Source organism: Kitasatospora sp. NPDC086791, assembly GCF_040685975.1.
GTDB lineage: Bacteria > Actinomycetota > Actinomycetes > Streptomycetales > Streptomycetaceae > Kitasatospora.
In genome coordinates this window covers 62,427-87,094 of record NZ_JBFBOC010000023.1, presented here as the reverse complement: position 1 = coordinate 87,094, position 24,668 = coordinate 62,427, and the positions used below count along the sequence as shown (strand labels likewise).

Annotated in this window: 20 protein-coding genes; all 20 read right to left on the bottom strand. The window is 71.6% G+C overall.

The features are described 5' to 3' along the window. Positions 1-37 precede the first annotated feature (37 nt). On the bottom strand, positions 38-1,093 hold the full coding sequence (locus tag AB0Q99_RS25655; RefSeq protein WP_363575540.1) for a 2-oxoacid:ferredoxin oxidoreductase subunit beta: 1,056 nt from the start codon (positions 1,091-1,093) through the stop codon (positions 38-40). Continuing rightward, a complete protein-coding gene (locus tag AB0Q99_RS25650) occupies positions 1,090-3,087 on the bottom strand; it encodes a 2-oxoacid:acceptor oxidoreductase subunit alpha (protein ID WP_363575538.1) in 1,998 nt (665 codons plus the stop codon). Before AB0Q99_RS25650 ends, AB0Q99_RS25655 begins: the two co-directional genes overlap by 4 nt. Before the next feature lie 277 nt (positions 3,088-3,364). Further along, positions 3,365-4,027 carry a response regulator transcription factor gene (locus AB0Q99_RS25645; RefSeq protein ID WP_363575536.1) on the bottom strand — a complete coding sequence of 221 codons (663 nt, stop codon included), beginning with the start codon at positions 4,025-4,027 and terminating at the stop codon, positions 3,365-3,367. A gap of 193 nt (positions 4,028-4,220) precedes the next feature. Continuing rightward, entirely contained in the window at positions 4,221-5,231 is a 1,011-nt protein-coding gene (locus AB0Q99_RS25640; protein WP_363575534.1) for a polyprenyl synthetase family protein, read from the bottom strand. A 311-nt stretch (positions 5,232-5,542) separates the two neighbouring features. Continuing rightward, entirely contained in the window at positions 5,543-7,180 is a 1,638-nt protein-coding gene (nuoN, locus tag AB0Q99_RS25635) for an NADH-quinone oxidoreductase subunit NuoN (protein ID WP_363575532.1), read from the bottom strand. Next, complete coding sequence (locus AB0Q99_RS25630; protein ID WP_363575530.1) at positions 7,177-8,859, bottom strand: NADH-quinone oxidoreductase subunit M; 1,683 nt, start codon at positions 8,857-8,859, stop codon at positions 7,177-7,179. The genes nuoN and AB0Q99_RS25630 overlap by 4 nt, the downstream gene beginning before the upstream one ends. A gap of 193 nt (positions 8,860-9,052) precedes the next feature. Then, positions 9,053-10,948, bottom strand: coding sequence for an NADH-quinone oxidoreductase subunit L (gene nuoL, locus AB0Q99_RS25625; RefSeq protein WP_363575529.1), 1,896 nt, complete (start codon positions 10,946-10,948; stop codon positions 9,053-9,055). A gap of 14 nt (positions 10,949-10,962) precedes the next feature. Then, complete coding sequence (nuoK, locus tag AB0Q99_RS25620) at positions 10,963-11,262, bottom strand: NADH-quinone oxidoreductase subunit NuoK (protein WP_030235394.1); 300 nt, start codon at positions 11,260-11,262, stop codon at positions 10,963-10,965. Continuing rightward, positions 11,259-12,260: an NADH-quinone oxidoreductase subunit J gene (locus AB0Q99_RS25615; RefSeq protein ID WP_363575567.1), complete on the bottom strand. Its 1,002-nt coding sequence runs from the start codon at positions 12,258-12,260 to the stop codon at positions 11,259-11,261. Before AB0Q99_RS25615 ends, nuoK begins: the two co-directional genes overlap by 4 nt. Next, on the bottom strand, positions 12,260-12,880 hold the full coding sequence (gene nuoI, locus AB0Q99_RS25610) for an NADH-quinone oxidoreductase subunit NuoI (RefSeq protein ID WP_363575527.1): 621 nt from the start codon (positions 12,878-12,880) through the stop codon (positions 12,260-12,262). The genes AB0Q99_RS25615 and nuoI overlap by 1 nt, the downstream gene beginning before the upstream one ends. 6 nt (positions 12,881-12,886) lie before the next feature. Continuing rightward, complete coding sequence (nuoH, locus tag AB0Q99_RS25605) at positions 12,887-14,218, bottom strand: NADH-quinone oxidoreductase subunit NuoH (protein WP_363575526.1); 1,332 nt, start codon at positions 14,216-14,218, stop codon at positions 12,887-12,889. Continuing rightward, positions 14,215-16,782 carry an NADH-quinone oxidoreductase subunit G gene (locus tag AB0Q99_RS25600; RefSeq protein WP_363575524.1) on the bottom strand — a complete coding sequence of 856 codons (2,568 nt, stop codon included), beginning with the start codon at positions 16,780-16,782 and terminating at the stop codon, positions 14,215-14,217. Before AB0Q99_RS25600 ends, nuoH begins: the two co-directional genes overlap by 4 nt. Continuing rightward, positions 16,779-18,140 carry an NADH-quinone oxidoreductase subunit NuoF gene (nuoF, locus tag AB0Q99_RS25595; protein WP_363575522.1) on the bottom strand — a complete coding sequence of 454 codons (1,362 nt, stop codon included), beginning with the start codon at positions 18,138-18,140 and terminating at the stop codon, positions 16,779-16,781. The genes AB0Q99_RS25600 and nuoF overlap by 4 nt, the downstream gene beginning before the upstream one ends. Further along, entirely contained in the window at positions 18,140-18,979 is an 840-nt protein-coding gene (nuoE, locus tag AB0Q99_RS25590; RefSeq protein ID WP_363575565.1) for an NADH-quinone oxidoreductase subunit NuoE, read from the bottom strand. Before nuoE ends, nuoF begins: the two co-directional genes overlap by 1 nt. A gap of 17 nt (positions 18,980-18,996) precedes the next feature. Continuing rightward, complete coding sequence (locus tag AB0Q99_RS25585) at positions 18,997-20,349, bottom strand: NADH-quinone oxidoreductase subunit D (protein WP_363575520.1); 1,353 nt, start codon at positions 20,347-20,349, stop codon at positions 18,997-18,999. Then, positions 20,349-21,062, bottom strand: coding sequence for an NADH-quinone oxidoreductase subunit C (locus tag AB0Q99_RS25580; RefSeq protein WP_363575518.1), 714 nt, complete (start codon positions 21,060-21,062; stop codon positions 20,349-20,351). The genes AB0Q99_RS25585 and AB0Q99_RS25580 overlap by 1 nt, the downstream gene beginning before the upstream one ends. Then, positions 21,059-21,613, bottom strand: coding sequence for an NADH-quinone oxidoreductase subunit B family protein (locus AB0Q99_RS25575; protein ID WP_363575516.1), 555 nt, complete (start codon positions 21,611-21,613; stop codon positions 21,059-21,061). Before AB0Q99_RS25575 ends, AB0Q99_RS25580 begins: the two co-directional genes overlap by 4 nt. Positions 21,614-21,736: 123 nt before the next feature. Continuing rightward, positions 21,737-22,096 (bottom strand): NADH-quinone oxidoreductase subunit A, encoded by a 360-nt coding sequence (locus tag AB0Q99_RS25570; protein ID WP_014137597.1) that lies wholly within the window; start codon positions 22,094-22,096, stop codon positions 21,737-21,739. Positions 22,097-22,789: 693 nt separating this feature from the next. Continuing rightward, positions 22,790-23,497, bottom strand: coding sequence for a response regulator transcription factor (locus AB0Q99_RS25565; protein ID WP_363575514.1), 708 nt, complete (start codon positions 23,495-23,497; stop codon positions 22,790-22,792). Continuing rightward, positions 23,494-24,663, bottom strand: coding sequence for a histidine kinase (locus tag AB0Q99_RS25560; RefSeq protein WP_363575512.1), 1,170 nt, complete (start codon positions 24,661-24,663; stop codon positions 23,494-23,496). The genes AB0Q99_RS25565 and AB0Q99_RS25560 overlap by 4 nt, the downstream gene beginning before the upstream one ends. Positions 24,664-24,668: the final 5 nt, after the last annotated feature.

Here is a 24,668-nt window from a genome sequence, read left to right as displayed (position 1 = left end):
GTGGGGCGGTCAGTGGCAGCAGTGGCGGCAGTGGCGGTCAGTCCACCGTCCAGGTGTCGTTGCCCGCCAGCAGCGCGGCCAGGTCGCCCGGGCCGCGCTCGGCGGTGGCGGTGGCCAGTTGGTCCGCCATCAGCTCGTCGTAGACGGGCCGCTCGACACTGCGCAGCACGCCGATCGGCGTGTGGTGCAGGGTGTCCGCGTCGGCGATCCGGGAGAGCGCGAAGGCGGTGGCCGGGCCGGCCGCGTGGGCGTCGTGCACCAGGAGCTCCGCCTCGTTCTCCGAGGTGACGGGCGCGGTGAACAACTCGCCGTCCGGGCCCCGGAAGACGCCGTTGGCGCCCTCCGCGCCGAAGCGGATCGGCTGCCCGTGCTCCAGCCGGATCAGCGCCTCGTCGCGGGTGCCGGGCTCCTTCAGCACCTCGAAGGCGCCGTCGTTGAAGATGTTGCAGTTCTGGTAGATCTCCACCAGCGCCGTGCCCCGGTGCTCGGCCGCGGCCCGCAGCACCGACTGCAGGTGCTGGCGGTCGGAGTCGATGGTGCGGGCGACGAAGGTGGCCTCGGCGCCGAGCGCCAGCGAGAGCGGGTTGAACGGCGCGTCCAGCGAGCCCATCGGGGTGGACTTGGTGATCTTGCCGAGCTCGCTGGTCGGCGAGTACTGGCCCTTGGTGAGGCCGTAGATCCGGTTGTTGAACAGCAGGATCTTCAGATCGACGTTCCGCCGCAGGGCGTGGATCAGGTGGTTGCCGCCGATCGACAGGGCGTCGCCGTCGCCCGTCACCACCCACACGCTGAGGTCCTGCCGCGAGCTCGCCAGGCCGGTCGCGATCGCCGGCGCCCGCCCGTGGATCGAGTGCACGCCGTAGGTGTTCATGTAGTACGGGAAGCGCGAGGAACAGCCGATGCCCGAGACGAAGACGGTGTTCTCCCGCCTGATGCCGAGCTCCGGCATGAAGGACTGCACCGCCGCCAGGATCGCGTAGTCCCCGCAGCCGGGGCACCAGCGCACCTCCTGGTCGGTCTTGAAGTCCCGTGCGCTCTGCGGCGCTTCGGCCTTGGGCACCAGCCGCAGGGACGGGAATCCGCGCTCGCTCATCGGTGGTCCTCCTCGTCCAGGGTGCCGATCGCGGCCCACAGCACGTCCGCCAACTGGGCCGCCTTGAAGGGCAGTCCGCGCACCTGGTTGTAGGACTCGGCGTCCACCAGGTACTTCGCCCGCAGCAGCAGGGCGAGCTGCCCGAGGTTCATCTCGGGCACGATGACCTTCTCGTAACTCCGCAGGACCGTGCCCAGGTTGGCCGGGAAGGGGTTGAGGTTGCGCAGGTGCGCCTGGGCGACCTCGCCGCCGTCCGCGCGCACCCGGCGCACCGCCGCGGTGATCGGGCCGTACGTCGAACCCCAGCCGAGGACCAGCACCCGGGCGTCGCCGGTCGGGTCGTCCACCTCGACCGGCTTGACGGTGATGCCGTCGATCTTGGCCTGCCGGGTACGCACCATGAAGTCGTGGTTGGCCGGGTCGTAGGAGATGTTCCCGGTGCCGTCCTGCTTCTCGATGCCGCCGATCCGGTGTTCCAGGCCGGGCGTGCCGGGCACCGCCCAGGGCCGGGCGAGGGTGTGCGGGTCGCGCAGGTACGGCCAGTAGGCGCCGTCCTCGCGGTTCGGGCCGGTCGCGAACCGGGGGTCGATCCCGGGCAGTTCGTCGACCTCGGGGATCCGCCAGGGCTCCGAGCCGTTGGCCAGGTAGCCGTCCGAGAGCAGGAAGACCGGGGTGCGGTAGGTGACCGCGATCCGGGCCGCCTCCAGCGCCGCGTCGAAGCACTCCGCGGGCGTGGCCGGGGCGACGATCGGTACCGGCGCCTCGCCGTTGCGGCCGAACATGGCCTGCAGCAGGTCCGCCTGCTCGGTCTTGGTCGGCAGGCCGGTGGAGGGGCCGCCGCGCTGGATGTCCACGACCAGCAGCGGCAGTTCGAGCGAGACCGCCAGGCCGATCGTCTCGCTCTTGAGCGCCACCCCGGGCCCGGAGGTGGTGGTCACGCCGAGCGCCCCGCCGAAGGCGGCGCCGAGCGCGGCACCGATGCCGGCGATCTCGTCCTCCGCCTGGAAGGTGCGCACCCCGAAGTTCTTGTGCTTGCTCAGCTCGTGCAGGATGTCCGAGGCCGGGGTGATCGGGTACGAGCCCAGGTACAGCGGCAGGCCCGAGCGCTGCGCGGCGGCGATCAGCCCGTAGGAGAGGGCGAGGTTGCCGGAGATGTTGCGGTAGCGCCCGGCCGGGAGCTTGGCCGGCGGCACTTCGTAGGAGACCGCGAAGGACTCGGTGGTCTCACCGAAGTTCCAGCCCGCCCGGAAGGCGTGCACGTTCGCCTCGGCGATCTGCGGCTTCTTGGCGAACTTGGCGCGCAGGAACGACTCCGTGCCGTGCGTGGGCCGGTGGTACATCCAGGACAGCAGGCCGAGGGCGAACATGTTCTTCGCCCGCTCCGCGTCCTTGCGCGCCAGGCCGCTGTCCTTGAGCGCCTCCAGGGTCAGCGTGGTCAGCGGCACCTTGTGCAGGTGGAAGCCGTCCAACGACCCGTCGGTCAGCGGGTCGGCCGGGTAACCGACCTTCGCCAGCGCGCGCTTGGTGAACTCGTCGGTGTTGACGATGATCTCCGCGCCGCGCGGCAGGTCCGGCAGGTTCGCCTTGAGCGCTGCCGGGTTCATCGCGACCAGCACGTTCGGGGCGTCGCCCGGGGTCAGGATGTCGTGGTCGGCGAAGTGCAGCTGGAAGGACGAGACCCCGGGGAGGGTACCGGCGGGGGCGCGGATCTCGGCCGGGAAGTTCGGCAGCGTGGACAGGTCGTTGCCGAAGGACGCCGTCTCCGAGGTGAACCGGTCACCGGTGAGCTGCATGCCGTCACCGGAGTCGCCGGCGAAACGGATGATCACCCGGTCGAGTCTGCGGATCGGCTTGGAGCGCCCGGGTGCCGGGCCGCCCGGGGACGGCGGGCCGGCGGGCACGTTCGCGCCGGGGCGCGCACCACCGCTCCCGGCACGGGCCTCGTCGCCGTCCGAGCCGTCCACTGCCTCTGACTGATCGACCTGACTGGTCACTGCCGCGGACCTCCTAGGGCACACCACCGCGGGCGCGGCCCCGTGCCCCGTCCGCCTGGTGCACCTCCCGCATCCTATGCGGGTGGAGTCGGCCTGGGACGGAACTCCCGCGTGCGGCGGGAAATCACCGGCCCGCGCCCCTACCGCACACGGGAAGAACGCCCGGCCGCCGGAGATCATTCCGGATCCGGAGGCCGTTCCCGGCTCCCCCGGGTGGTCGTTCCCGGCCCCACCCGGCAGCCGTTCAGGATCCTCCCGGCGGAGTCGGGGCGGTCGGCTAGGAGTTGAGGTAGGTCAGGACGGCCAGCACCCGGCGGTGGTCCTCGGCGCTCTGGGCCAGCCCCAACTTGAGGAAGATGTTGCTGACGTGCTTCTCCACCGCGCCGTCGGAGACCACCAGCTGCTTGGCCACCGCCGCGTTGGTGCGGCCCTCGGCCATCAGTCCGAGGACCTCGCGCTCGCGCGGCGTGAGATTGGCCAGAACGTCGCCCTTGCGACTGCGGCTGAGCAGCTGCTGCACCACCTCGGGGTCCAGCGCGGTGCCGCCGTCGGCGACCCGGACGACCGCGTCGGCGAACTCCCGCACCTCGGCGACCCGGTCCTTCAGCAGGTAGCCGACGCCCCGGGTGGATCCGGCCAGCAGTTCCGAGGCGTAACGTTCCTCCACGAACTGCGACAGCACGAGCACGTTCAGCTGCGGGTAGCGGCCGCGCAGCTCGACGCAGGCGCGCAGGCCCTCGTCGGTGTGGCTCGGGGGCATCCGCACGTCGGAGACCACGACGTCGGGCAGCGCGTCGGCCGCGGCCAGCTCGTGGATGGTCCGCACCAGGGCCTCGCCGTCCCCGACCCCTGCGACGACCTCCAGACCGCGGTCGGTGAGCAGCCGGGTCAGTCCCTCCCGCAGCAGTACGGAGTCCTCGGCGATGACGACGCGACGCATGGCGACCTTCCCTGCTGGGGTGAGCTGACGGAGGCCAGTCTCCCTCATCACGGGAGCCGGCTGCCCCCGGTGCCGGAACCGGCCACCACCGCGTCAGCTCGTGCCGGCTGTCGCCGCGTCACCTCGCGTGGACGGTCGGCGCGTCAGCTCGCGCGGACGGTCGGCGCGTCACCGCGGACGGACGCTCGGCGCGTCACATCGTGCGGATGGCCACCGCGTCGCACAGGCCCTCCAGGGCCGCCTTCGCCGCGCAGTCCGGCAGCGGCGCGAGCAGCGCCCGGGCCTCCTCGGCCCGGCGCAGCGTCTCGGCGCGGGCGCGCTCCAGCGCGGGGTGGGCCCGCATCAGGCGCAGCGCCTCGGCGTGCAGCTCGTCGTCCACCAGGTCCTGGGCGAGCAGCTCGCGCAGCCGGGCGTCGTCCGGGTCCGCCGGGTCGGCCGGCATCTGCTGCAGCAGCAGGGTCGGCAGGGTCGGCACGCCCTCGCGCAGGTCGGTGCCGGGGGTCTTGCCGGACTCGTGGCCGTCGCTGGCGATGTCCAGCACGTCGTCGGCCAGCTGGAAGGCGATGCCGATCCGCTCGCCGAACTCGCCGAGGGTGTCCACCAGTGCGGGCTCGGCGCCGGCCATCAGCGCTCCTATCCGGCAGGAGACCGCGATCAGCGAGCCGGTCTTGCCCTCCAGCACGTCCAGGTAGTGCAGCAGGGGGTCCATCTCCGGGCCGGGGCCGCGGGTCTCCAGGATCTGACCGGTGACCAGCCGCTCGAAGGCCTCGGCCTGCATCCGCACGGCCTCCGGGCCGAGGTCGGCCAGCACCTGGGAGGCGCGGGAGAACAGGAAGTCGCCGGTGAGGATGGCGACCGAGTTGTCCCAGCGGGAGTTGGCGCTCGGGGCGCCGCGTCGCACCGGGGCCTCGTCCATGACGTCGTCGTGGTACAGCGTGGCCAGGTGGGTCAGCTCGACGACCACCGCGGCCGGCACCACGCCGGGCGCGCCCGGGTCGCCGAACTGGGCGGCCAGCAGGAGGAGCAGCGGACGGAAGCGCTTGCCGCCGGCTTCGAGGAGGTGACTGGCGGTGACGGTGATGAAGGGGACGTCGCTCTTGACGGCCTCGCCGAGGGCCGCCTCCACCGCGTCCAGTCCGGCCTGGACGTCCCGGGTCAGGTCGCGGTCCTGCACGCTGAGCCCGAAGGGTTCCACGACGGTCACGAAGACCACTCCTCTGTCCCTGGTCGATCTAGCGGCCTGGTCCCTGAGTGCCGCCGCTGGCCATACAGGCAGGGTATCCGGTCGCGAGTGGATCACTGCACGGGCGTGCGGATCCTGTCATGATCGGGCTGGATGCCCTGGTCAGGGCGGCTGTGCGGGCCGTGCGGCGGTGGGGGCGAATTCGGCTGGAAATAAAGGCCGGAGCATCAACGGGAACACTCCGGTGCCGGTTCCCGACACACACCCGTCCGGGCCGCGCGGACGGGGCGCGGCCCGGACGGAGCCCGGTCGGGAGCGGTGGACGCGCGGGGTCAGCGCACGAACAGCGAGGCCTTCGACGCGAGGTCGAGGAAGTACTGCGGCAGCAGGCCGAGACCCAGCGTGACCAGCACCCCCACCCCGATCGCGGTCGCCGTGAAGGCGCTCGGGACCGCCACGGTCGGGCCGCCCGGCTGCGGGTCCGAGAAGAACATCAGCACGATGACCCTGATGTAGAAGAACGCGGCCACCGCCGAGCTCAGCACACCGACGATCACCAGCGGTGTCGCCCCGCCGCTCGCCGCGGCCTGGAAGACCGCGAACTTCCCGGTGAACCCGGAGGTCAGCGGGATCCCGGCGAAGGCCAGCAGGAACAGCGCGAACACCGCCGCCACCAGCGGGGAGCGCCGCCCGAGCCCGGCCCAGCTGGACAGGTGGGTCGCCTCGCCCTTGGAGTCGCGCACCAGGGTGACCACGGCGAACGCGCCGAGCGTCACGAAGGAGTACGCCAGCAGGTAGAACAACACCGAGGAGATGCCCTGCTTGTTGACGGCGATCACGCCGGTCAGGATGAACCCGGCGTGCGCGATCGATGAGTACGCCAGCAGCCGCTTGACGTCCTGCTGGGTCACCGCCAGTACCGCGCCCACCACCATGGTCAGGATCGCCACGCCCCACAGCACCGGGCGCCAGTCCAGCCGCAGGCCGGGGAAGGCCACGTAGAACAGCCGCAGGAGCGCCCCGAAGGCCGCGACCTTGGTCGCCGCCGCCATGAAGCCGGTCACCGGGGTCGGCGCGCCCTGGTAGACGTCCGGGGTCCAGGAGTGGAAGGGCACCGCGGCGACCTTGAACAGCAGGCCGACCGCCAGCAGCGCCAGGCCGGTCAGCACCAGCACGTCGCTCCGGGTGCTGCTCAGCTGCGCGGGGGTGGTCATCGCCTTGCCGGAGATGACGTCCCCGATGTCGCCGAGCTTCACGCTGCCCGCGTAGCCGTACAGCAGCGCGGTGCCGAACAGGAAGAACGCCGAGGCGAAGGCGCCGAGCAGGAAGTACTTGACCGCCGCCTCCTGGGAGAGCAGCCGGCGGCGGCGGGCCAGGGCGCACAGCAGGTACAGCGGCAGGGAGAAGACCTCCAGCGCCACGAACATGGTCAGCAGGTCGTTGGCGGCGGGGAACAGCAGCATCCCGCCGACCGCGAACAGGGTGAGCGGGAAGACCTCGGTGGTGGCGAAGCCGGCCCGGACCGCGGCCCGCTCCTGCTCGCCGCCGGGGGTGGCGGCGGCCTGGGCGGCGAAGGCGGCGGCGGGCAGGCCGCCGGCCTTGGGCTCCAGCCTCCGCTCGGCGTAGGTGAGGACCGCGACCACTGCGGCCAGCAGGATGACGCCCTGCAGGAACAGCGCCGGGCCGTCCAGCGCGACCGACTCCATGGCCAGCAGGTCGATCCGGGTGAAGCCGTCGCTCTGCACGGCGAGCACCACCACGGCGACGAAGGCGCCGATCAGCCCGGTCAGCGCGAGCGTCACCTGCGTCCAGTGCCGGTACCGGCGGGGCACGAAGGCCTCCACCAGGATGCCGGCCACGGCGGCGCCGAACACCACGAGCATCGGGGAGAGTTGGCCGTACTCGATGTGCGGTGCCGGGATGCTGGGGGTGTTGCCGCCGGCGGCGGCGAGCACTGCGGTGGCGCTCACTTCTGCTCACCTCCTGGGGGGGCGGCGACCGGGTGGGCCGGCGCCGGGTCGGTCTCGTGGACCTGCGAGAGCGTCGCGTTCACCGAGGGGTTGACCAGGTCGGTGAGCGGCTTGGGGTAGACGCCGAACAGGACGGTCAGCGCCACCAGCGGGGCGACCACGGCGAGTTCGCGGGCCTTGAGGTCGGGGATCGCGCGCACGCCCTCCCGCACCGGGCCGGTCATGGTGCGCTGGTAGAGCAGCAGGGCGTACAGCGCGGCCAGCACGATGCCGAAGGTCGCGATGATCCCGATCGCCGGGTAGCGGGTGAAGGTGCCCACCAGCACCAGGAACTCGCTGACGAACGGGGCGAGCCCGGGCAGCGACAGGGTGGCCAGGCTGCCGATCAGGAACGTTCCGGCGAGCACCGGGGCGACCTTCTGCACCCCGCCGTAGTCGGCGATCAGCCGGGAGCCGCGGCGGGAGATCAGGAAGCCTGCCACCAGCATCCAGGCGGCGGTGGAGAGGCCGTGGTTGACCATGTAGAGGGTCGCGCCGCTCTGGCCCTGGCTGGTCAGGGCGAAGATGCCCATGATGATGAAGCCGAAGTGCGAGATCGAGGCGTAGGCGACCAGCCGCTTGATGTCCTTCTGGCCGACCGCCAGCAGCGCGCCGTAGACGATCCCGATCAGCGAGAGGACCAGGATCGCCGGGGCGAAGGTCTTCGAGGCGTGCGGGAACAGCCCGAGGCAGAACCGCAGCATCGCGAAGGTGCCGACCTTGTCGACCACGGCGGTGATCAGGACCGCGGTGCCGGCGGTGGCCTCGCCCATCGCGTTCGGCAGCCAGGTGTGCAGCGGCCACAGCGGGGCCTTCACCGCGAAGGCGAAGAAGAAGCCCAGGAACAGCGCCTTCTCGGCGGTGCCGGACAGTTGCAGCCGGCCGTCGGCGACCGCCGAGGTGAGGGCCTGCAGGTCGAAGGTGCCGAAGCCCTGGCCCTGCGCGATCACGTACAGGCCGATCACGGCGGCCAGCATCACCAGACCGCCGAGCAGGTTGTAGAGCAGGAACTTGACGGCCGCGTAGGAGCGCTGGCGCGCCGACTCGGGGCCGCCGGCCCGGTCGCCGAAGCCGCCGATCAGGAAGTACATCGGGATCAGCATGGCTTCGAAGAACACGTAGAACACGAAGACGTCGGTGGCGTAGAAGGAGACCACCACCATCGCCTCCACCGCCAGGATCAGGGCGAAGAAGGCCTGGGTCCTGCGCCGGTTCTCGAACGTCCCGTCGGGCCCGACCCGACCGGGCCCCTCTCCCCCGGCCCGGCGGCCGGGAGGTGTCGCCAGCCCGTCGGCGGGCGAGGAGGGGGAGTCGGCGTCGTGCCAGGAGGCGAGCATCACCAGCGGCACCAGGACCGCGGTGAGCAGGGCGAGGACGGCGCCGATGCCGTCCACGCCGAGCGAGAAGCTGATGCCGAAGGAACGGATCCAGCTGTACGACTCGGTCAGCTGGTAGCGGGCGCCGTGCGGGTAGAACCGCGTCGCCACCACGGCGGCCAGCGCCAGGGTGACGGCCGAGACGCCCAGGGCGACGACCTTGGTGGTCCTGCGCCGGGCCTCGTTCGACCCGGCGGGCAGGGCGGCGGTCAGCACCGCGCCCGCCGCCGGGACGGCGCAGGTGACGGACAGCAGGGCGCTCATCCGCGCACCCCCCGCGTGGCGTCCCCGCCCCGGGCCGAAGGACGCGCCGGTGCCGGGAGCGACGGCAGGCGACGAGTGGCCGACGACGGACGGACTGCGGGAACCCGGGCTGCGGGAACCCGGGCTGCGGGAACGCGGGAGGACGTCGGCGCCGGGTCGGAGCGCCCGGAGGTGAGCGGGCGAGTCACTGTCATCAGACGGACCTCATCAGGAGAGTCGTGGCGACCAGCACCAGCGTGCCGCCGAACATGGAGAGCGCGTACGAGCGGACGAAGCCGTTCTGGATCCGCCGCAGCCGGCTGGACAGGCCCCCGATCACGGCGGCCAGGCCGTTGACGACGCCGTCCAGGCCGCGGCTGTCGAAGTAGACCAGCGTCGCGGTCAGCGCCGAGCCCGGCCGCACCAGCACCGCGTGGTTGAAGTCGTCCTGCAGCAGGTCGCGGCGGGCGGCCCGGGTGAGCGGGGAGCCGACCGGCGGCACCACCGGGACCGGCGAGCGCCCGTACACCAGGTACGCGAGGGCGACGCCGGCCAGCATGCAGACCGTGGTCAGCACGGTGACGGTGAACGGGGTGAGCGGCGAGTCGCCCTCCGAGTACCCGGTGACCGGCTCCAGCCACTTCAGGAAGGACTCGTTGTAGGCGAACAGCCCGCCCGCGAAGACCGAGCCGAAGGCCAGCAGGACCATCGGGATCGTCATGATCTTCGGCGACTCGTGCGGGTGCGGGGCGTTGCCGTCGGCGTCGGACTGCCAGCGCTTCTCGCCGAAGAAGGTCAGCAGCATCACCCGGGTCATGTAGAACGCGGTGACGGCGGCGCCGACCAGCGTGCACAGGCCGAGGATCCAGCCCTCGGTGCCGCCCTTGGCGAAGGCCGCCTCGATGATCTTGTCCTTGGAGAAGAAGCCGGACAGTCCGGGAAAGCCGATGATCGCCAGGTAGCCGAGGCCGAAGGTGGCGAAGGTGACCGGCAGGTACGTGCGCAGTCCGCCGTAGTGACGCATGTTCACCTCGTCGTTCATGCCGTGCATGACCGACCCGGCGCCGAGGAACAGCCCGGCCTTGAAGAAGCCGTGGGTCACCAGATGCATGATCGCGAAGGCGTAGCCGATCGGGCCGAGCCCGGCCGCCAGCACCATGTAGCCGATCTGCGACATGGTCGAGCCGGCCAGCGCCTTCTTGATGTCGTCCTTGGCGCAACCGATGATCGCACCGAACAGCAGCGTGACCGCGCCGACCACCACCACGGCGGTCTGGGCGTCCGGCGCCAGGTCGAAGATCGCCGAGGAGCGGGTGATCAGGTAGACGCCGGCGGTCACCATGGTGGCCGCGTGGATCAGCGCCGACACCGGGGTCGGGCCCTCCATGGCGTCCCCGAGCCAGGACTGCAGCGGCACCTGCGCCGACTTGCCGCAGGCCGCCAGCAGCAGCATCAGGCCGATCGCCGTCAGCTTGCCCTCGCTCGCCTCGTGGGCGTCGGCGAAGACCGGGCCGAAGGAGAAGGAGCCGAACTCGGCGAACATCAGCATGATCGCGATGGACAGGCCCAGGTCGCCGACCCGGTTGACGATGAACGCCTTCTTCGCCGCCGTCGCCGCGCTCGGCTTGTGCTGCCAGAAGCCGATCAGCAGGTACGAGGCCAGGCCCACGCCCTCCCAACCGAAGTACAGCAGCAGGTAGTTGTCGGCCAGCACCAGCAGCAGCATGGCGGCCAGGAACAGGTTCAGGTACGCGAAGAAGCGGCGCCGACGCTCGTCGTGCGCCATGTAGCCGATCGAGTAGAGGTGGATCAGCGTGCCGACGCCGGTGATCAGCAGGACGAACGTGATCGACAGCTGGTCGAGCCGGAAGGACATGTCGGCCCGGAAGCCGCCCACCTGGATCCAGGTGTACAGGTACTCGGTCACCGTCCGGTGCTCGGCGTCACGGCCGAGCAGGTCGGACAGGAGCGTCAGGCCGAGGCCGAACGAGAGCGCCGCGAGCGCGGTGGCCAGCCAGTGGCCGAACCGGTCCAGCGCCCGGCCGCCGAGCAGCAGCAGGACGGCGCCGGCCAGGGGAGCCGCCACCAGCAGCGGAATGAGAGAGTTCACCGAAGGCCCTCCGCCTACAGCTTCATCAGATTGCTGTCGTCGACCGAAGCGGAGTGCCTGGTCCGGAAGATGGAGACGATGATGGCGAGGCCGACCACGACCTCGGCCGCCGCGACCACCATCGTGAAGAAGGCGATGATCTGGCCGTCCAGGGTCCCGTGCATGCGGGAGAAGGTCACCAGCGCCAGGTTCGAGGCGTTGAGCATCAGCTCCACGCACATGAACAGCACGATCGCGTTGCGCCGGATCAGCACCCCGGACGCACCGATGGTGAACAACAGGGCCGACAGATAGAGATAGTTGACCGGATTCACTGGGCGCCCTCCTCGCCGGCCGGGCCGACCTCGCCGTTCTTGCCGTTCACGCCGTTCTTGCCGGCCCGGCCGTTCGCACCGGCCCCGCCGTTCACGCCGTTCACGCCGTTCACGCCGTTCGCGGGCACCGACGCCGACGCCGCCGCCGGCACCGGCTCCAGCGACTTGCGCGGACCGGTCACCGCCGGCCGCTCGGAGGACGGACGGCCCAGCCAGTCCGCCGTGCTGTTCTCCAGCTCCGCCATCCGCTGCAGCATCGCCTGGCTGACGTCCCGGATCTGGCCGCGCTCGCGCAACGTCGCCATCACCGAGTCCTCGGCGACCGTGCCGTCCGGCAGCAGGCCCGGCACGTCCACCGCGTTGTGCCGCGCGTACACGCCCGGCGCCGGCAGCGGCGGCAGCTGGATGTTGTCCTTGACCCGCTGCGCCGCCAGCTCGCGCTGGGTCTTCGGCGCCTTCACGTGCTCGCGGTGGGTCAGCACCATCGCGCCGATCGCCGCGGTGATCAGCAGCGCGCCGGTGACCTCGAAGGCCCACACGTACCGGGTGAAGATCAGCCGGGCCAGGCCCGGCACGTTGCCCTCGGCGTTCGCCTCGGTCAGCCCGGTGAAGTGGTCGAGCTTCGCGTTGGCGATCCCGGCGATCAGCAGCACGCCGAAGCCGAGCCCGCACAGCACCGCGGCGAGCCGCTGGCCCTTCAGCTGCTCCTTCAGGGAGTCCTCGCTGGTGACACCGACCAGCATCACCACGAACAGGAACAGCATCATGATCGCGCCGGTGTAGACCACGATCTGCACCACGCCCAGGAACACCGCGCCCTCGGCCATGTAACAGACCGCCAGCGCCATCATGGTGGCCGCCAGGCAGAGCGCGCTGTGCACGGCCTTGCGCATCAGCAGCATGCCGAGCGCACCGCCGACCGCGATCACCGCGAGCACCCAGAACTGGACGGCCTCACCGGTGGAGGTCGTCCCGGTCGCGGCCGCGAGTTGCCCGATCACTGCTGCGCCTCCTTCTCCCGGCCGGTGCGCTCCTGCTGGACCGTCCCGGGCGCAGCCGCGGTGACCTCGCCCCGGTAGTACGCGCCCTCGTCGGCGCCCGGGAAGATCGCGTGCGGGGTGTCGACCATGCCCTCGGACAGGCCCACCAGCAGCTGCTCCTTGGTGAAGATGAGGTCCCGCCGGGAGGAGTCGGCCAGCTCGTACTCGTTGGTCATGGTGAGCGCGCGGGTCGGGCAGGCCTCGATGCACAGCCCGCACAGGATGCAGCGGGCGTAGTTGATCTGGTAGACCGCGCCGTAGCGCTCGCCCGGCGAGTAGCGCTCCTCCTCCCGGTTGTCCGCGCCCTCCACATAGATCGCGTCGGCCGGGCAGGCCCACGCGCACAGCTCGCAGCCGACGCACTTCTCCAGGCCGTCCGGGTGCCGGTTCAGCTGGTGGCGGCCGTGGAAGCGCGGAGCGGTGGGCTTCTTCTGCTCCGGGTACTGCTCGGTGAGCCGCTTCTTGAACATGGCCTTGAAGGTCACGCCGAAGCCGGCGGCCGGGCCGAGGATCGACGGCCGGTCGGCCCGCTCGGGCCCGTCCGTGCGGTCGGACCGGTCGGACTGGTCAGACGACATCTCGGTTCAGCTCCCTTCGGAATGGTCGGCCCCGTTGAGGGCGTCCTGGAGTTGCTTCGGGGCGCGGCTGGGCCGGCGCGGCACCGGCGGGAGCACCTGACCCGGCAGCGGCGGGACCGGGTAGCCACCCTCCATCGGGTCGAATCCGCCCTTCGGGGGCGCCTGTTCCTCCTCCGGCTGCTTCCGCAGGAAGTCCCGCAGCAGCGCCAGCAGCAGCACCACCCCGACCGGGGCGCCCACGTACAGCACCACCTCGCCGAAGCCGTAGCCCTCGTTGCGCAGCGCCCGCACGCTGGCGATCAGCACCAGCCAGACCAGCGAGACCGGGATGAGCACCTTCCAGCCCAGCTTCATGAACTGGTCGTAGCGGAACCGGGGCAGCGTGCCGCGCAGCCAGATGAAGAAGAACAGCAGCAGCTGGATCTTCAGCGTGATCCACAGCATCGGCCACCAGCCGTGGTTGGCGCCCTCCCAGAAGGTCGACACCGGCCACGGGGCACGCCAGCCGCCCAGGAAGAGGGTCGAGGCCACCGCCGAGACCGTCACCATGTTCACGTACTCGGCCAGCATGAACATCGCGAACTTCAGCGAGGAGTACTCGGTGTTGAAGCCGCCGACCAGCTCGCCCTCGGCCTCCGGGAGGTCGAACGGCGCCCGGTTGGTCTCCCCGACCATCGCGATGACGTAGACGATGAACGACACCGGCAGCAACGCCGCGAACCAGGTCGGCTGCTGGTGCGCCACGATCTCCGAGGTCGACATCGAGCCCGAGTAGATGAACACCGCCGCGAAGGACAGGCCCATCGCGATCTCGTAGCTGATCATCTGCGCGGACGAGCGCAGCCCGCCCAGCAGCGGGTACGTCGAACCGGACGACCAGCCGGCCAGCACGATGCCGTAGATGCCCACCGAGGCCGTCGCCAGGATGTACAGCAGCGCGACCGGGAAGTCCGTCAGCTGCAGCGGCGTCCGGGTGCCGAAGATCGACACCTCGTCGCCCGCCGGGCCGAACGGGATCACCGCGAAGGCCATGAACGCCGGAATGGCGCAGACGATCGGGGCCAGGATGTAGACCGCCTTGTCCGAGCCCTTGACCACCAGGTCTTCCTTCAGCGCCAGCTTCACGCCGTCCGCCAGCGACTGCAGCAGGCCCCACGGCCCGTGCCGGTTCGGCCCGATGCGCAGCTGCATCCAGGCCACCACCTTGCGCTCCCAGACGATCGCGATCAGCACCGTCAGGATCAGGAAGGCGAAGCAGAACACCGCCTTCAGCAGGACCAGCCACCACGGGTCCTGGCCGAAGAACTGGAGCGTCTCGTACTGCTGCGGAGTCGTCATCGGTCCTCCCCTTCGCCCGTGGCCGCCTCGGCCGGGGCCTGTACCGGTGCCCGGGTCGCCGGCTCGGGCCCGGGACCGGGCTCGGCCTGGGCCGCCGGCTCGGGCACGGCCCCGGCCGCGGCGATCGTGACCAGGTGGCCGACCGTCGTGCCGAGCGTGCGGTGCGCTCCGCCCGGCGTGGAATTGAACGGGATCCAGACCGTGCGGTCCGGGATCGAGTCGGTGACCTCCAGCGGCAGGGTCAGCGAACCCGCCGGCCCGGTCAGCCGCAGCCCGGCGGCCGCCTCCGCGCCGACCTCCTTCGCCGTCTCGGCGGAGATCCGGGCCACCGCCCGGTGCCGGGTGCCCGCCAGGTGCGGATCGCCCTGCTGCAGCACGCCCTCGTCCAGCAGCAGGCGCCAACCCGCCAGCACCGCCTGACCGGTGGCCGGGCGCGGCAGCACGCCCGGGTGCGCCGCCGGGTCGGCCGCGCGGTCACCCTCCCAGGGGGTGAAGCCGTCCAGCTCCAGCCGCGCCGCCCGGACGTCGGGCAGGCCGAGCCGGTGGCCCAGCGCGTCCGCCAGCATGGTCAGCACCCGCAGGTCGGACTGCAGGTGACGGCCCATCTGCTGGTCCGGCTTGAGTGCCGCCTCGAACATCCGCACCCGGCCCTCCCAGTCCAGGAAGGTGCCGGCCTTCTCCGCCACCGCCGCCACCGGCAGCACCACGTCCGCGCGCGCCGTCACCGCGGAGGGCCGCAGCTCCAGCGACACCACGAACGGGACCGCCGCCAGCGCCTCGTCGGCCAGCGCCGGATCCGCCAGGTCGTCCGGGTCCACGCCGCCGACCAGCAGCGCCGCCAGCTCGCCGCGCGCGGCCGCCGCCAGGATCCCGTCGGTGTCCCGGCCCGGCCCGGACGGCAGCTCCGCCACCCCCCACGCCGCGGCCGCCGCGGCCCGCGCCGCCGGGTCGGCCACCGGACGGCCACCGGGCAGCAGGCCCGGCAGCGCACCGGCCTCCACGGCCCCGCGCTCACCGGCCCGGCGCGGCACCCACGCCAGCCGGGCGCCGGTCGCGTGCGCCAGCCGCAGCACCGCCGTCAGCGCGCCCGGCACCGCGGCCAGCCGCTCGCCCGCCAGGATCACCGCACCGGGCGTGCGCAGCAGTTCGGCCGCCCGGCCCGCCTCGTCGTTCAGCGGCTCGTCCGCCGACAGCGCCGCGAACCACTCCGGCTCGGTGCCCGGCGCGGCCGGCAGCAGCGCGCCGCGCAGCTTGGCCAGGCCCCGGGAGCCGAACGCGGCCACCGAGTACACCTTCGGACCGCCGCCGCGGACCGCCTTGCGCAGCCGCAGGAAGACGATCGGCGACTCCTCCTCCGGCTCGAAGCCCGCCAGCAGCACGGCCGGCGCCTGCTCCAGCAGCTCGTACGTCAGGCCCGAGCCGTCCACGTCCACCCCGTGCCCGGCGACCGCCGCGGCCAGGAAGTCGGCCTCCTCGGCGCTGTGCGGGCGGGCCCGGAAGTCCACGTCGTTGGTGCCCAGCACCACCCGTGCGAACTTGGCGTACGCGTAGGCGTCCTCGACCGTCACCCGGCCGCCGGTCAGCACGCCCGTCCGGGCCCCGCGCAACCCCTCGGCGGCCTTCGCCAGCGCCTCCGGCCAGGAGGCCGGCACCAGTTCGCCGTCCACCCGCACCAGCGGGGTGGTCAGCCGGTCCCGCTGCTGCGCGTAGCGGAAGGCGAAGCGCCCCTTGTCGCAGTTCCACTCCTCGTTCACCGCCGGGTCCTCGCCCGCCAGCCGACGCAGCACCTTGCCCCGCCGGTGGTCGGTGCGCTGCGCGCAGCCCGCCGAGCAGTGCTCGCACACGCTCGGCGAGGAGACCAGGTCGAAGGGGCGCGAGCGGAACCGGTAGGCCGCCGAGGTCAGCGCGCCCACCGGGCAGATCTGGATGGTGTTCCCGGAGAAGTACGACTCGAAGTCGTCCCCCTCGCCGGTGCCGACCTGCTGCAGCGCCCCGCGCTCCATCAGGTCGATGAACGGGTCCCCCGCGATCTGCTGCGAGAAGCGGGTGCAGCGCGCGCACAGCACGCAGCGCTCGCGGTCCAGCAGCACCTGGCTGCTGATCGGCACCGGCTTCTCGAAGGTGCGCTTCATGCCCTCGAAGCGGGAGTCGGCGGCGCCGTTGGACATCGCCTGGTTCTGCAGCGGACACTCGCCGCCCTTGTCGCAGACCGGGCAGTCCAGCGGGTGGTTGATCAGCAGCAGCTCCATCACGCCGCGCTGCGCCTTCTCGGCCACCGGCGAGCTGAGCTGGGTGCGCACCACCATGCCCTCGGCCACCGGGATCGTGCAGGAGGCGACCGGCTTGCGCTGGCCCTCGATCTCGACGATGCACTGCCGGCAGGCGCCGGCCGGGTCGAGCAGCGGGTGGTCGCAGAAGCGCGGGATCTGGGTGCCGATGGTCTCGGCCGCCCGGATCACCAACGTCCCCTTGGGGACCTGCACTTCGACGCCGTCGATGGTGAGCGTGACCAGTTCGACCGCGGGCTTCTCTCCCGTGGAGGCGGTTGGCTCTGTGATCGTCACGCGTGCACCTCCCTTTCGGTGGCGGACTGGTGGCCGGGGCGGGGGCCGTCGGCCCAGACGGTGGAGGCGGCCGGGTCGAACGGGCAGCGGCGCTCGGCCAGGTGCTGCTCGTACTCGGCCCGGAAGTGCTTGAGCGAGGAGACGATCGGGCTGGCCGCGCCGTCGCCCAGCGCGCAGAAGGACTTGCCGTTGATGTTGTCGGCGATGTCGAGGAGCTTCTCCAGGTCACCCTCGACGCCCTCGCCGGCCTCGATCCGCTCCAGCAGCTGGACCAGCCAGTAGGTGCCCTCGCGGCAGGGGGTGCACTTGCCGCAGGACTCGTGGGCGTAGAACTCCGTCCAGCGGGTCACCGCCCGCACCACGCAGGTGGTCTCGTCGAAGACCTGCAGCGCCTTGGTGCCGAGCATCGAGCCGGCCGCGCCGACGCCCTCGTAGTCCAGCGGGACGTCGAGGTGCTCGTCGGTGAACATCGGGGTGGAGGAGCCGCCCGGGGTCCAGAACTTCAGCCGGTGCCCGGGGCGGATGCCGCCGCTGAGGTCGAGCAGCTGGCGCAGGGTGATGCCCAGCGGGGCCTCGTACTGGCCGGGGTTGGTGACGTGGCCGGAGAGCGAGTACAGCGTGAAGCCGGGGGACTTCTCGGTGCCCAGGCCCTTGAACCACTCCTTGCCGCGGGCCAGGATCGGCGGCACCGAGGCGATCGACTCGACGTTGTTGACCACCGTCGGGCAGGCGTACAGGCCGGCGATCGCCGGGAACGGGGGCCGCAGCCGGGGCTGGCCGCGGCGGCCCTCCAGCGAGTCCAGCAGTGCCGTCTCCTCGCCGCAGATGTACGCGCCGGCGCCGGCGTGCACGGTGATGTCGAGGTCGACGCCGGAGCCGAGGATGTTCCGGCCGAGCAGGCCCGCCCCGTACGCCTCCGCGACGGCCGCGTGCAGCCGGCGCAGCACCGGGACGACCTCGCCGCGCAGGTAGACGAAGGCGTGGTCGCAGCGGATCGCGTAGGAGGCGATGATCATTCCCTCGATGAGGGAGTGCGGGTTGGCGAACAGCAGCGGGATGTCCTTGCAGGTGCCCGGCTCGGACTCGTCCGCGTTGACCACCAGGTAGTGCGGCTTGCCGTCGTTCTGCGGGATGAACTGCCACTTCAGGCCGGTGGGGAAGCCGGCGCCGCCGCGGCCGCGCAGGCCGGAGTCCTTGACCAGGGCGATCACGTCGTCCGGGGGCATCGCGAGGGCCGCCTTGAGGCCCTCGTAGCCGTGGTGGCGGCGGTAGGTGTCGAGCGTCCAGGGGCGGCTGTCGTCCCAGGAGTCGGACAGGACCGGGGTGAGCAGCTTCTCGGCCGGCTCGGCGGAGGTCATCACGCCTCGCTCCCTTCCTGGCCGGGGCCCTCGGTGCGGGGCGTTTCGGTGTGCGGGGCTTCGGTCTGCGGTGTTTCGGTCTGCGGGGCTTCGGTGCGGGGCGCGTCGGTGTGCGCTGCCTCGGCGCGGGGCGGCTCGTGGCGGGGTGAGACGACGCGGGTGCCGGGGGTGCCGGGCAGGGCCTCGCCGCGGGCCAGCCGCAGGCCGGCCAGGGAGGGCGCGCCGCCGGCGCCGGACTCGTCGTTGGCGCCCGGGCGCTCGTCCGGGAAGCCGGCCAGGATCCGGGCGGTCTCCTTGAAGCCGCACAGCCGGGCGCCCCGGGTGGGCCGGACCTCGCGGCCCGCGCGCAGGTCGTCGACCAGTCGGCGGGCGCTCTCCGGGGTCTGGTTGTCGAAGAACTCCCAGTTGACCATCACCACGGGCGCGTAGTCGCAGGCCGCGTTGCACTCGATGTGCTCGATCGAGATCTCGCCGTCCTCGGTGGTCTCGTTGTTGCGCACCCCCAGGTGCTCCTGGAGCTCGGCGAAGATCCGGTCGCCGCCGAGCACCGCGCACAGGGTGTTGGTGCAGACCCCGACGTGGTACTTCCCCGCCGGACGCCGCCGGTACATGGTGTAGAAGGTCGCGACGGCCGTGACCTCGGCGGTGGTGAGGTCCAACTGCTCGGCGCAGAACCGGATCCCGGTCGGGCTGACGAAGCCCTCCTCGGCCTGCACCAGGTGCAGCAGCGGCAGCAGCGCCGAGCGGGGCTGCGGGTAGCGGGCGATCAGCTCGGCGGCGTCGGCGGCCAGCCGGGCGCGCACCTCCTCGGGGTACGGTGCGGCCGGCAGCGCCGGCAGTCCGAGTTCGACGTTGGTCACCGGTCCACGCCTCCCATCACCGGGTCGATCCCGGCCACCGCGACGATCACGTCGGCCACCTGGCCGCCCTCGCACATCGCCGCCATCGTCTGCAGATTGGTGAACGACGGGTCCCGGAAGTGGACCCGGTACGGGCGCGTCCCGCCGTCGCTGACCACGTGTACGCCCAGCTCGCCCTTGGGCGACTCGACCGCCGCGTACGCCTGGCCGACCGGGACCCGGAAGCCCTCGGTGACCAGCTTGAAGTGGTGGATCAGGGCCTCCATCGAGGTGCCCATGATCTTGCGGATGTGGTCGAGGGAGTTGCCCATCCCGTCCGGGCCGACGGCCAGTTGGGCGGGCCAGGCGATCTTCTTGTCGGCCACCATGACCGGGCCCGGGCGCAGCCGGTCCAGGCACTGCTCGACGATCCGCAGCGACTGCTTCATCTCCTCCAGGCGGATCAGGAAGCGGCCGTAGGAGTCGGCGCTGTCGGCGATCGCGACCTCGAAGTCGTAGTCCTGGTAGCCGCAGTACGGGTCGGTCTTGCGCAGGTCGTGCGGCAGGCCGGTGGCGCGCAGGATCGGGCCGGTGGCGCCGAGGGCCAGGCAGCCGGGCAGGTCCAGGAAGCCGACGTCGACCAGGCGGGCCTTGAACACCGGGTTCCCGGTGGCGAGTTTGTCGTACTCGTGCATCCGGGAGCGGAAGACCTTGACCGCCTCGCGGATCTGGTCGACGGCGCCGGGCGGCAGGTCCTGGGCGAGGCCGCCGGGGCGCACGTACGCGTGGTTCATCCGCAGGCCGGTGACCAGTTCGAAGACGTCCAGGATCAGCTCGCGGTCCCGGAAGCCGTAGATCATCAGGGTGGTGGAGCCGATCTCCATGCCGCCGGTGGCCAGGCAGACCAGGTGCGAGGCGATCCGGTTGAGCTCCATCATCATCACCCGGATGACGCCGGCCCGGTCCGGGACGTCGTCGGTGATGCCGAGCAGTTTCTCGACCGCCAGGCAGTAGGCGGTCTCGTTGAACAGCGGGGTCAGGTAGTCCATGCGGGTCACGAAGGTGGTGCCCTGGACCCAGTTGCGGAACTCCATGTTCTTCTCGATGCCGGTGTGGAGGTAGCCGATGCCGCAGCGGGCCTCCTTCACCGTCTCGCCGTCGATCTCCAGGATCAGCCGCAGCACGCCGTGCGTGGACGGGTGCTGAGGGCCCATGTTGACGATGATGCGCTCGTCGTCGGCCCGGCCGACCGCCTCGACCACCTCGCCCCAGTCGCCGCCGGTGACGGTGAAGACCCGGCCCTCGGTGGTCTCGCGGGCGTCCGCCTCCGCGGCTTCCCCGTGGCTCTCTTCGTAGTGCCGAGTGTTCATCAGCTGTACGACCTCCGCTGGTCGGGAGCCGGGATCTGGGCGCCCTTGTACTCGACGGGGATGCCGCCGAGCGGGTAGTCCTTGCGCTGCGGGTGGCCCAGCCAGTCGTCCGGCATCATGATCCGGGTGAGCGCCGGGTGGCCGTCGAAGAGCAGGCCGAAGAAGTCGTAGGCCTCGCGCTCGTGCCAGTCGTTGGTCGGGTAGACGCTCACCACGGACGGGACGCGCGGGTCGGCGTCGGGCGCGGTGACCTCCAGCCGGATCAGCCGGCCGTGGGTGATCGAGCGCAGGTGGTAGACCGCGTGCAGCTCGCGTCCCTTGTCGTCCGGGTAGTGCACGCCGCTCACGCCCAGGCACAGTTCGAAGCGCAGCGCCGGGTCGTCGCGCAGGACCCGGACGGTCTTCAGCAGGTGGGCGCGGTCGACGTGGAAGGTGAGCTCGCCGCGGTCGACCACGGTCTTCTCGATCACCTCCGCCGGGTCCAGCCCCTGCTCCTCCAGGGCGCCCTCCAGCTCGTCGGCGACCTCGTCGAACCAGCCGCCGTACGGGCGTTCGCTCGGACCGGGCAGCACGACCGGGGCTGCCAGACCGCCGAAGCCGGAGGTGTCGCCACTGCCCTCCGCACCGAACATGCCCTGGCGGCGGCCGACCACCTCGACCGGGATCTCGCGGACCGGCCGCTCGCGGCGGGTCCCGGGAACCTGCTCGTTCATCGCAGCTGCCCCCGCATCTCGCTGATCGGGGTGGCCTGCAGGGCGAGCGCCTCGCCGAGCTCCTCGGCCCGGCGCCGGTTCACGCCCAGCGGCTCGTGCCGGATCTTGTCGTGCAGCTTCAGGATGGCGTCCATCAGCATCTCCGGACGGGGCGGACAGCCGGGCAGGTAGATGTCCACCGGGACGATGTGGTCGACGCCCTGCACGATCGCGTAGTTGTTGAACATCCCGCCGGAGGAGGCGCAGACGCCCATCGAGATCACCCACTTGGGGTTGGGCATCTGGTCGTACACCTGGCGCAGCACCGGTGCCATCTTCTGGCTCACCCGGCCCGCCACGATCATCAGATCGGCCTGCCGGGGGGAGCCCCGGAAGACCTCCATGCCGAACCGGGCCAGGTCGTAGCGGCCGGCACCGGTGGTCATCATCTCGATCGCGCAGCAGGCCAGACCGAAGGTGGCCGGGAAGAGTGACGCCTTGCGCACCCAGCCGGCGGCCGTCTCCACGGTCGTGAGCAGAAAGCCGCTCGGCAGCTTCTCCTCGATTCCCATCAGATCCCTCTCAATGCCCTCAAGTCCTCTGGTACGTCAGGCCCGTTCGGGCTTGTCCGCTCGTTCACAAGGGCGGCGGCCACCCCGCGCTCAGTCCCGCTCCGGGGGTCGGTCCCACTGGGCTCAGTCCCACTCCAGGCCGCCGCGGCGCCAGACGTAGGCGTACGCGACGAAGACGGTGGCGATGAAGAGCAGCATCTCGACCAACCCGAAGATCCCCAGGGCGTCGAAGCTCACCGCCCAGGGGTAGAGGAAGACGATCTCGATGTCGAAGACGATGAAGAGCATCGCCGTCAGGTAGTACTTGATCGGGAACCGACCGCCGCCCACGGGCTGCGGGGTCGGCTCGATGCCGCACTCGTACGCCTCCAACTTGGCCCGGTTGTAGCGCTTGGGGCCGGTGAGTGAGGCCATCACGACGGAGCCGACCGCGAACGCCGCCGCGATGGCACCGAGTACGAGGATCGGCGCGTAGGCATTCATAGCCCCCGCTCCCTCCGTCCAGTCGTCCTTGACTGCAGATCGGAACCGGCAGGTCACGCTGAGGTGAACCCGCGTTCCGGTTCCCGGGATCCACCTCATGTGAGGCAGTTCACAAAGCCTGGAACGAGCGCATCTTATGCCCGTCGGCTTGTGATCTGCGACACGCAGTTCACCGCGATCTTTGTGATCTACGACACCATGTGAATGGTGGCGAATGTGAACATGCCCAGTTTTGTCAACGCAAAGGATCCAAATGATCACAACCAGTCGCATTTACTTGTGAAGCGGCTGGTCAGAAGCGTCTTCCTATATCAACTATGCGTCGCGACAGGCAAATTTAGGGGCGTCATGTTGACGTGTTATAGCGGCTCGCGGCGGCTCACTCGGAGGGGTGGCGGGGGTCCGAACGCTCGCTTGACCCTTCGTTCACAAGCGCGCGGGGTGGGCGTCGACTGGGGTTCCGCTTCCGCTTCCCGGCTGCGGCTCCGGCTCTTCCCGTCGGTGCGGTGCCCGATGCATTGGTCCGTGCCCGATGCCGCAGCGTTCACCGCCCGACGCCCTCCGCGTTCGCTGCCAGGCGCCCGCTGTCCGCTGCTTGCTGCCTGCCGCCCGCCGCCCGCCGCATCACCGTCCGCTGCCCGCGACCTTTTGCGCATGCCGGTTGCGCGCGTGCCGGGGCGGGGGCGGGGCCGGTTACCGGTGGCCGGCCACCTGCTCCCACACCCAGGCCGCGATGCCCACTCGGTTACGGGCACCGAGCTTGCGCTGGATGCTGGCGAGGTGGTTCTTCACCGTCCCCGGTGAGATGAACAGCCCCGCGCCGATCTCGGCGTTGGTCGCCCCGCCCGCCACCTGCTCGGCGATCTCCCTTTCCCGCGCGGTCAGTTCCTCCACCGGCACCGCTATCAGCGGCCCCGCCGCTCCCGCGCCGGAGACCGCCCCCGGCTGCGGCTTCGACTTGGGCTCCCCACCCGGAAGTGCCATGTGTCGCAGGAGCCGCACGGTGACCTGCGGGCTGATCAACGCGTCTCCGGCCATCGCCGCCCGGATCGCCTCGATCAGCAGTACCGGCCCCGAGCGCTTCAGCAGGAACCCCGCCGCACCGTGCCGCAGCGCCGTGTGCACGTATTCGTCCAGGTCGAAGGTGGTCACCACGATCACCTTGCACTGGCCGGACAGTTGCCGGGTGACCTCCAGACCGTCGAGCCTCGGCATCCGGATGTCCGCGAGCACCACGTCCGGCCGCAGCCTCCTCGCTTCCTCCACCGTTGCGACGCCGTCCGCCGCCTCGGCCACCACCGCCATGTCCGGCTGGACGTCCAGGATCATCCGGAACGCGCTGCGGACGTCCGCCTGGTCGTCCGCGATCAGGATCCGGATCGGCCCCCTGCCGCTGCTCATCCCTGCACCTCCCCCGTGCCGACCCGCGTCGGCTTCTCCGGCCGGACCGGCCCTGACCGCTGCGGGCCTGGTCGTTGCGCCCCTGACCGCTGCCGTCCGGGTCGTTGCGGCCCACCGGCGGCCGCGTCCAACGGCAGCACCGCCGTCACCCGCCAGCCCTCGCGTCCGTACGGGCCGGCGTCCAGCGAGCCGCCGAGTGCCTCCACCCGGGCCGCGAGTCCTGGGAGCCCGCTCCCGCCGCCCCGGCGCGGACGCCCACCCGGGGCCGGTGCCCCGCCGTCGTTGGTCACGGTCAACTCCAGCCGTCCGCCGCTGTGGCAGGCCCGGACCTCGACCGTTCGCGCGCCCGGAGCATGCCGGCGGACATTGGTGAGGGACTCGACCGCGATCCGGTGGACGGTGCCCTCCACCTCGCGCGGCACCGGACCCTCCGGCAGCTCCAACCGGACTTCGGCGCCGCCCGCGGCGGTGAACTGCTCGGCCAGCTGGACGAGTTCGGCGAGGCCTGATTGCGGGCTGCGGCCGGCTGCCTCCTCACTGCGCAGCAGGTGCACGGTCCGGTCCAACGAGGCCAGGGCCCGCTGCCCGGCCTGCTCTATCCGCTCGAAGAGCTCGGCCGCCCGCCCCGGGTCGATGGCCGCCAGGTACGCCCCCGCCTGGGCCTGGGCGACCATGCCGCTGACGTCGTGCGCCACGAAGTCGTGCAGGTCGTGGGCCAGTTCGAGCCGCTGGGCCCGCCGGGCCTGGGCCACCGCACGAGCCCGGCCGTCGTCCAGGCCCCGCAGGTAGAGCCCGATCAGCACGGTCGGCAGGGACAGCATCGACCCGAACCCGAAGAGGGTGAGCACGTCGACGGGCCCGTCGAACCGGGACGGCCAGAGCGCGACCGCTCCGCACGCCGTCCAGGCTGCCGCCGCGCTCCGCGGACCGTCCTCCGCGCGCAGGCTGAGGACCACCGCCAGCAGCAGCGCGGCCAGCTCGGCCAGCCCGACCAGCCCGGTCCAGCGGTCCGCCTCCGTCCAGTGCCCGGCGAGCAGGACGGCGACCGAGACCACCGCCGACACCGCACCGAGCACGGTCGTCACGGCGGCCGTCCCGCGACGCCGGCGGACCAACCAGGCCGGCAGCAGCAGGACCGGGACAACCAGCGACAGGATCTGAGTCATCGTCA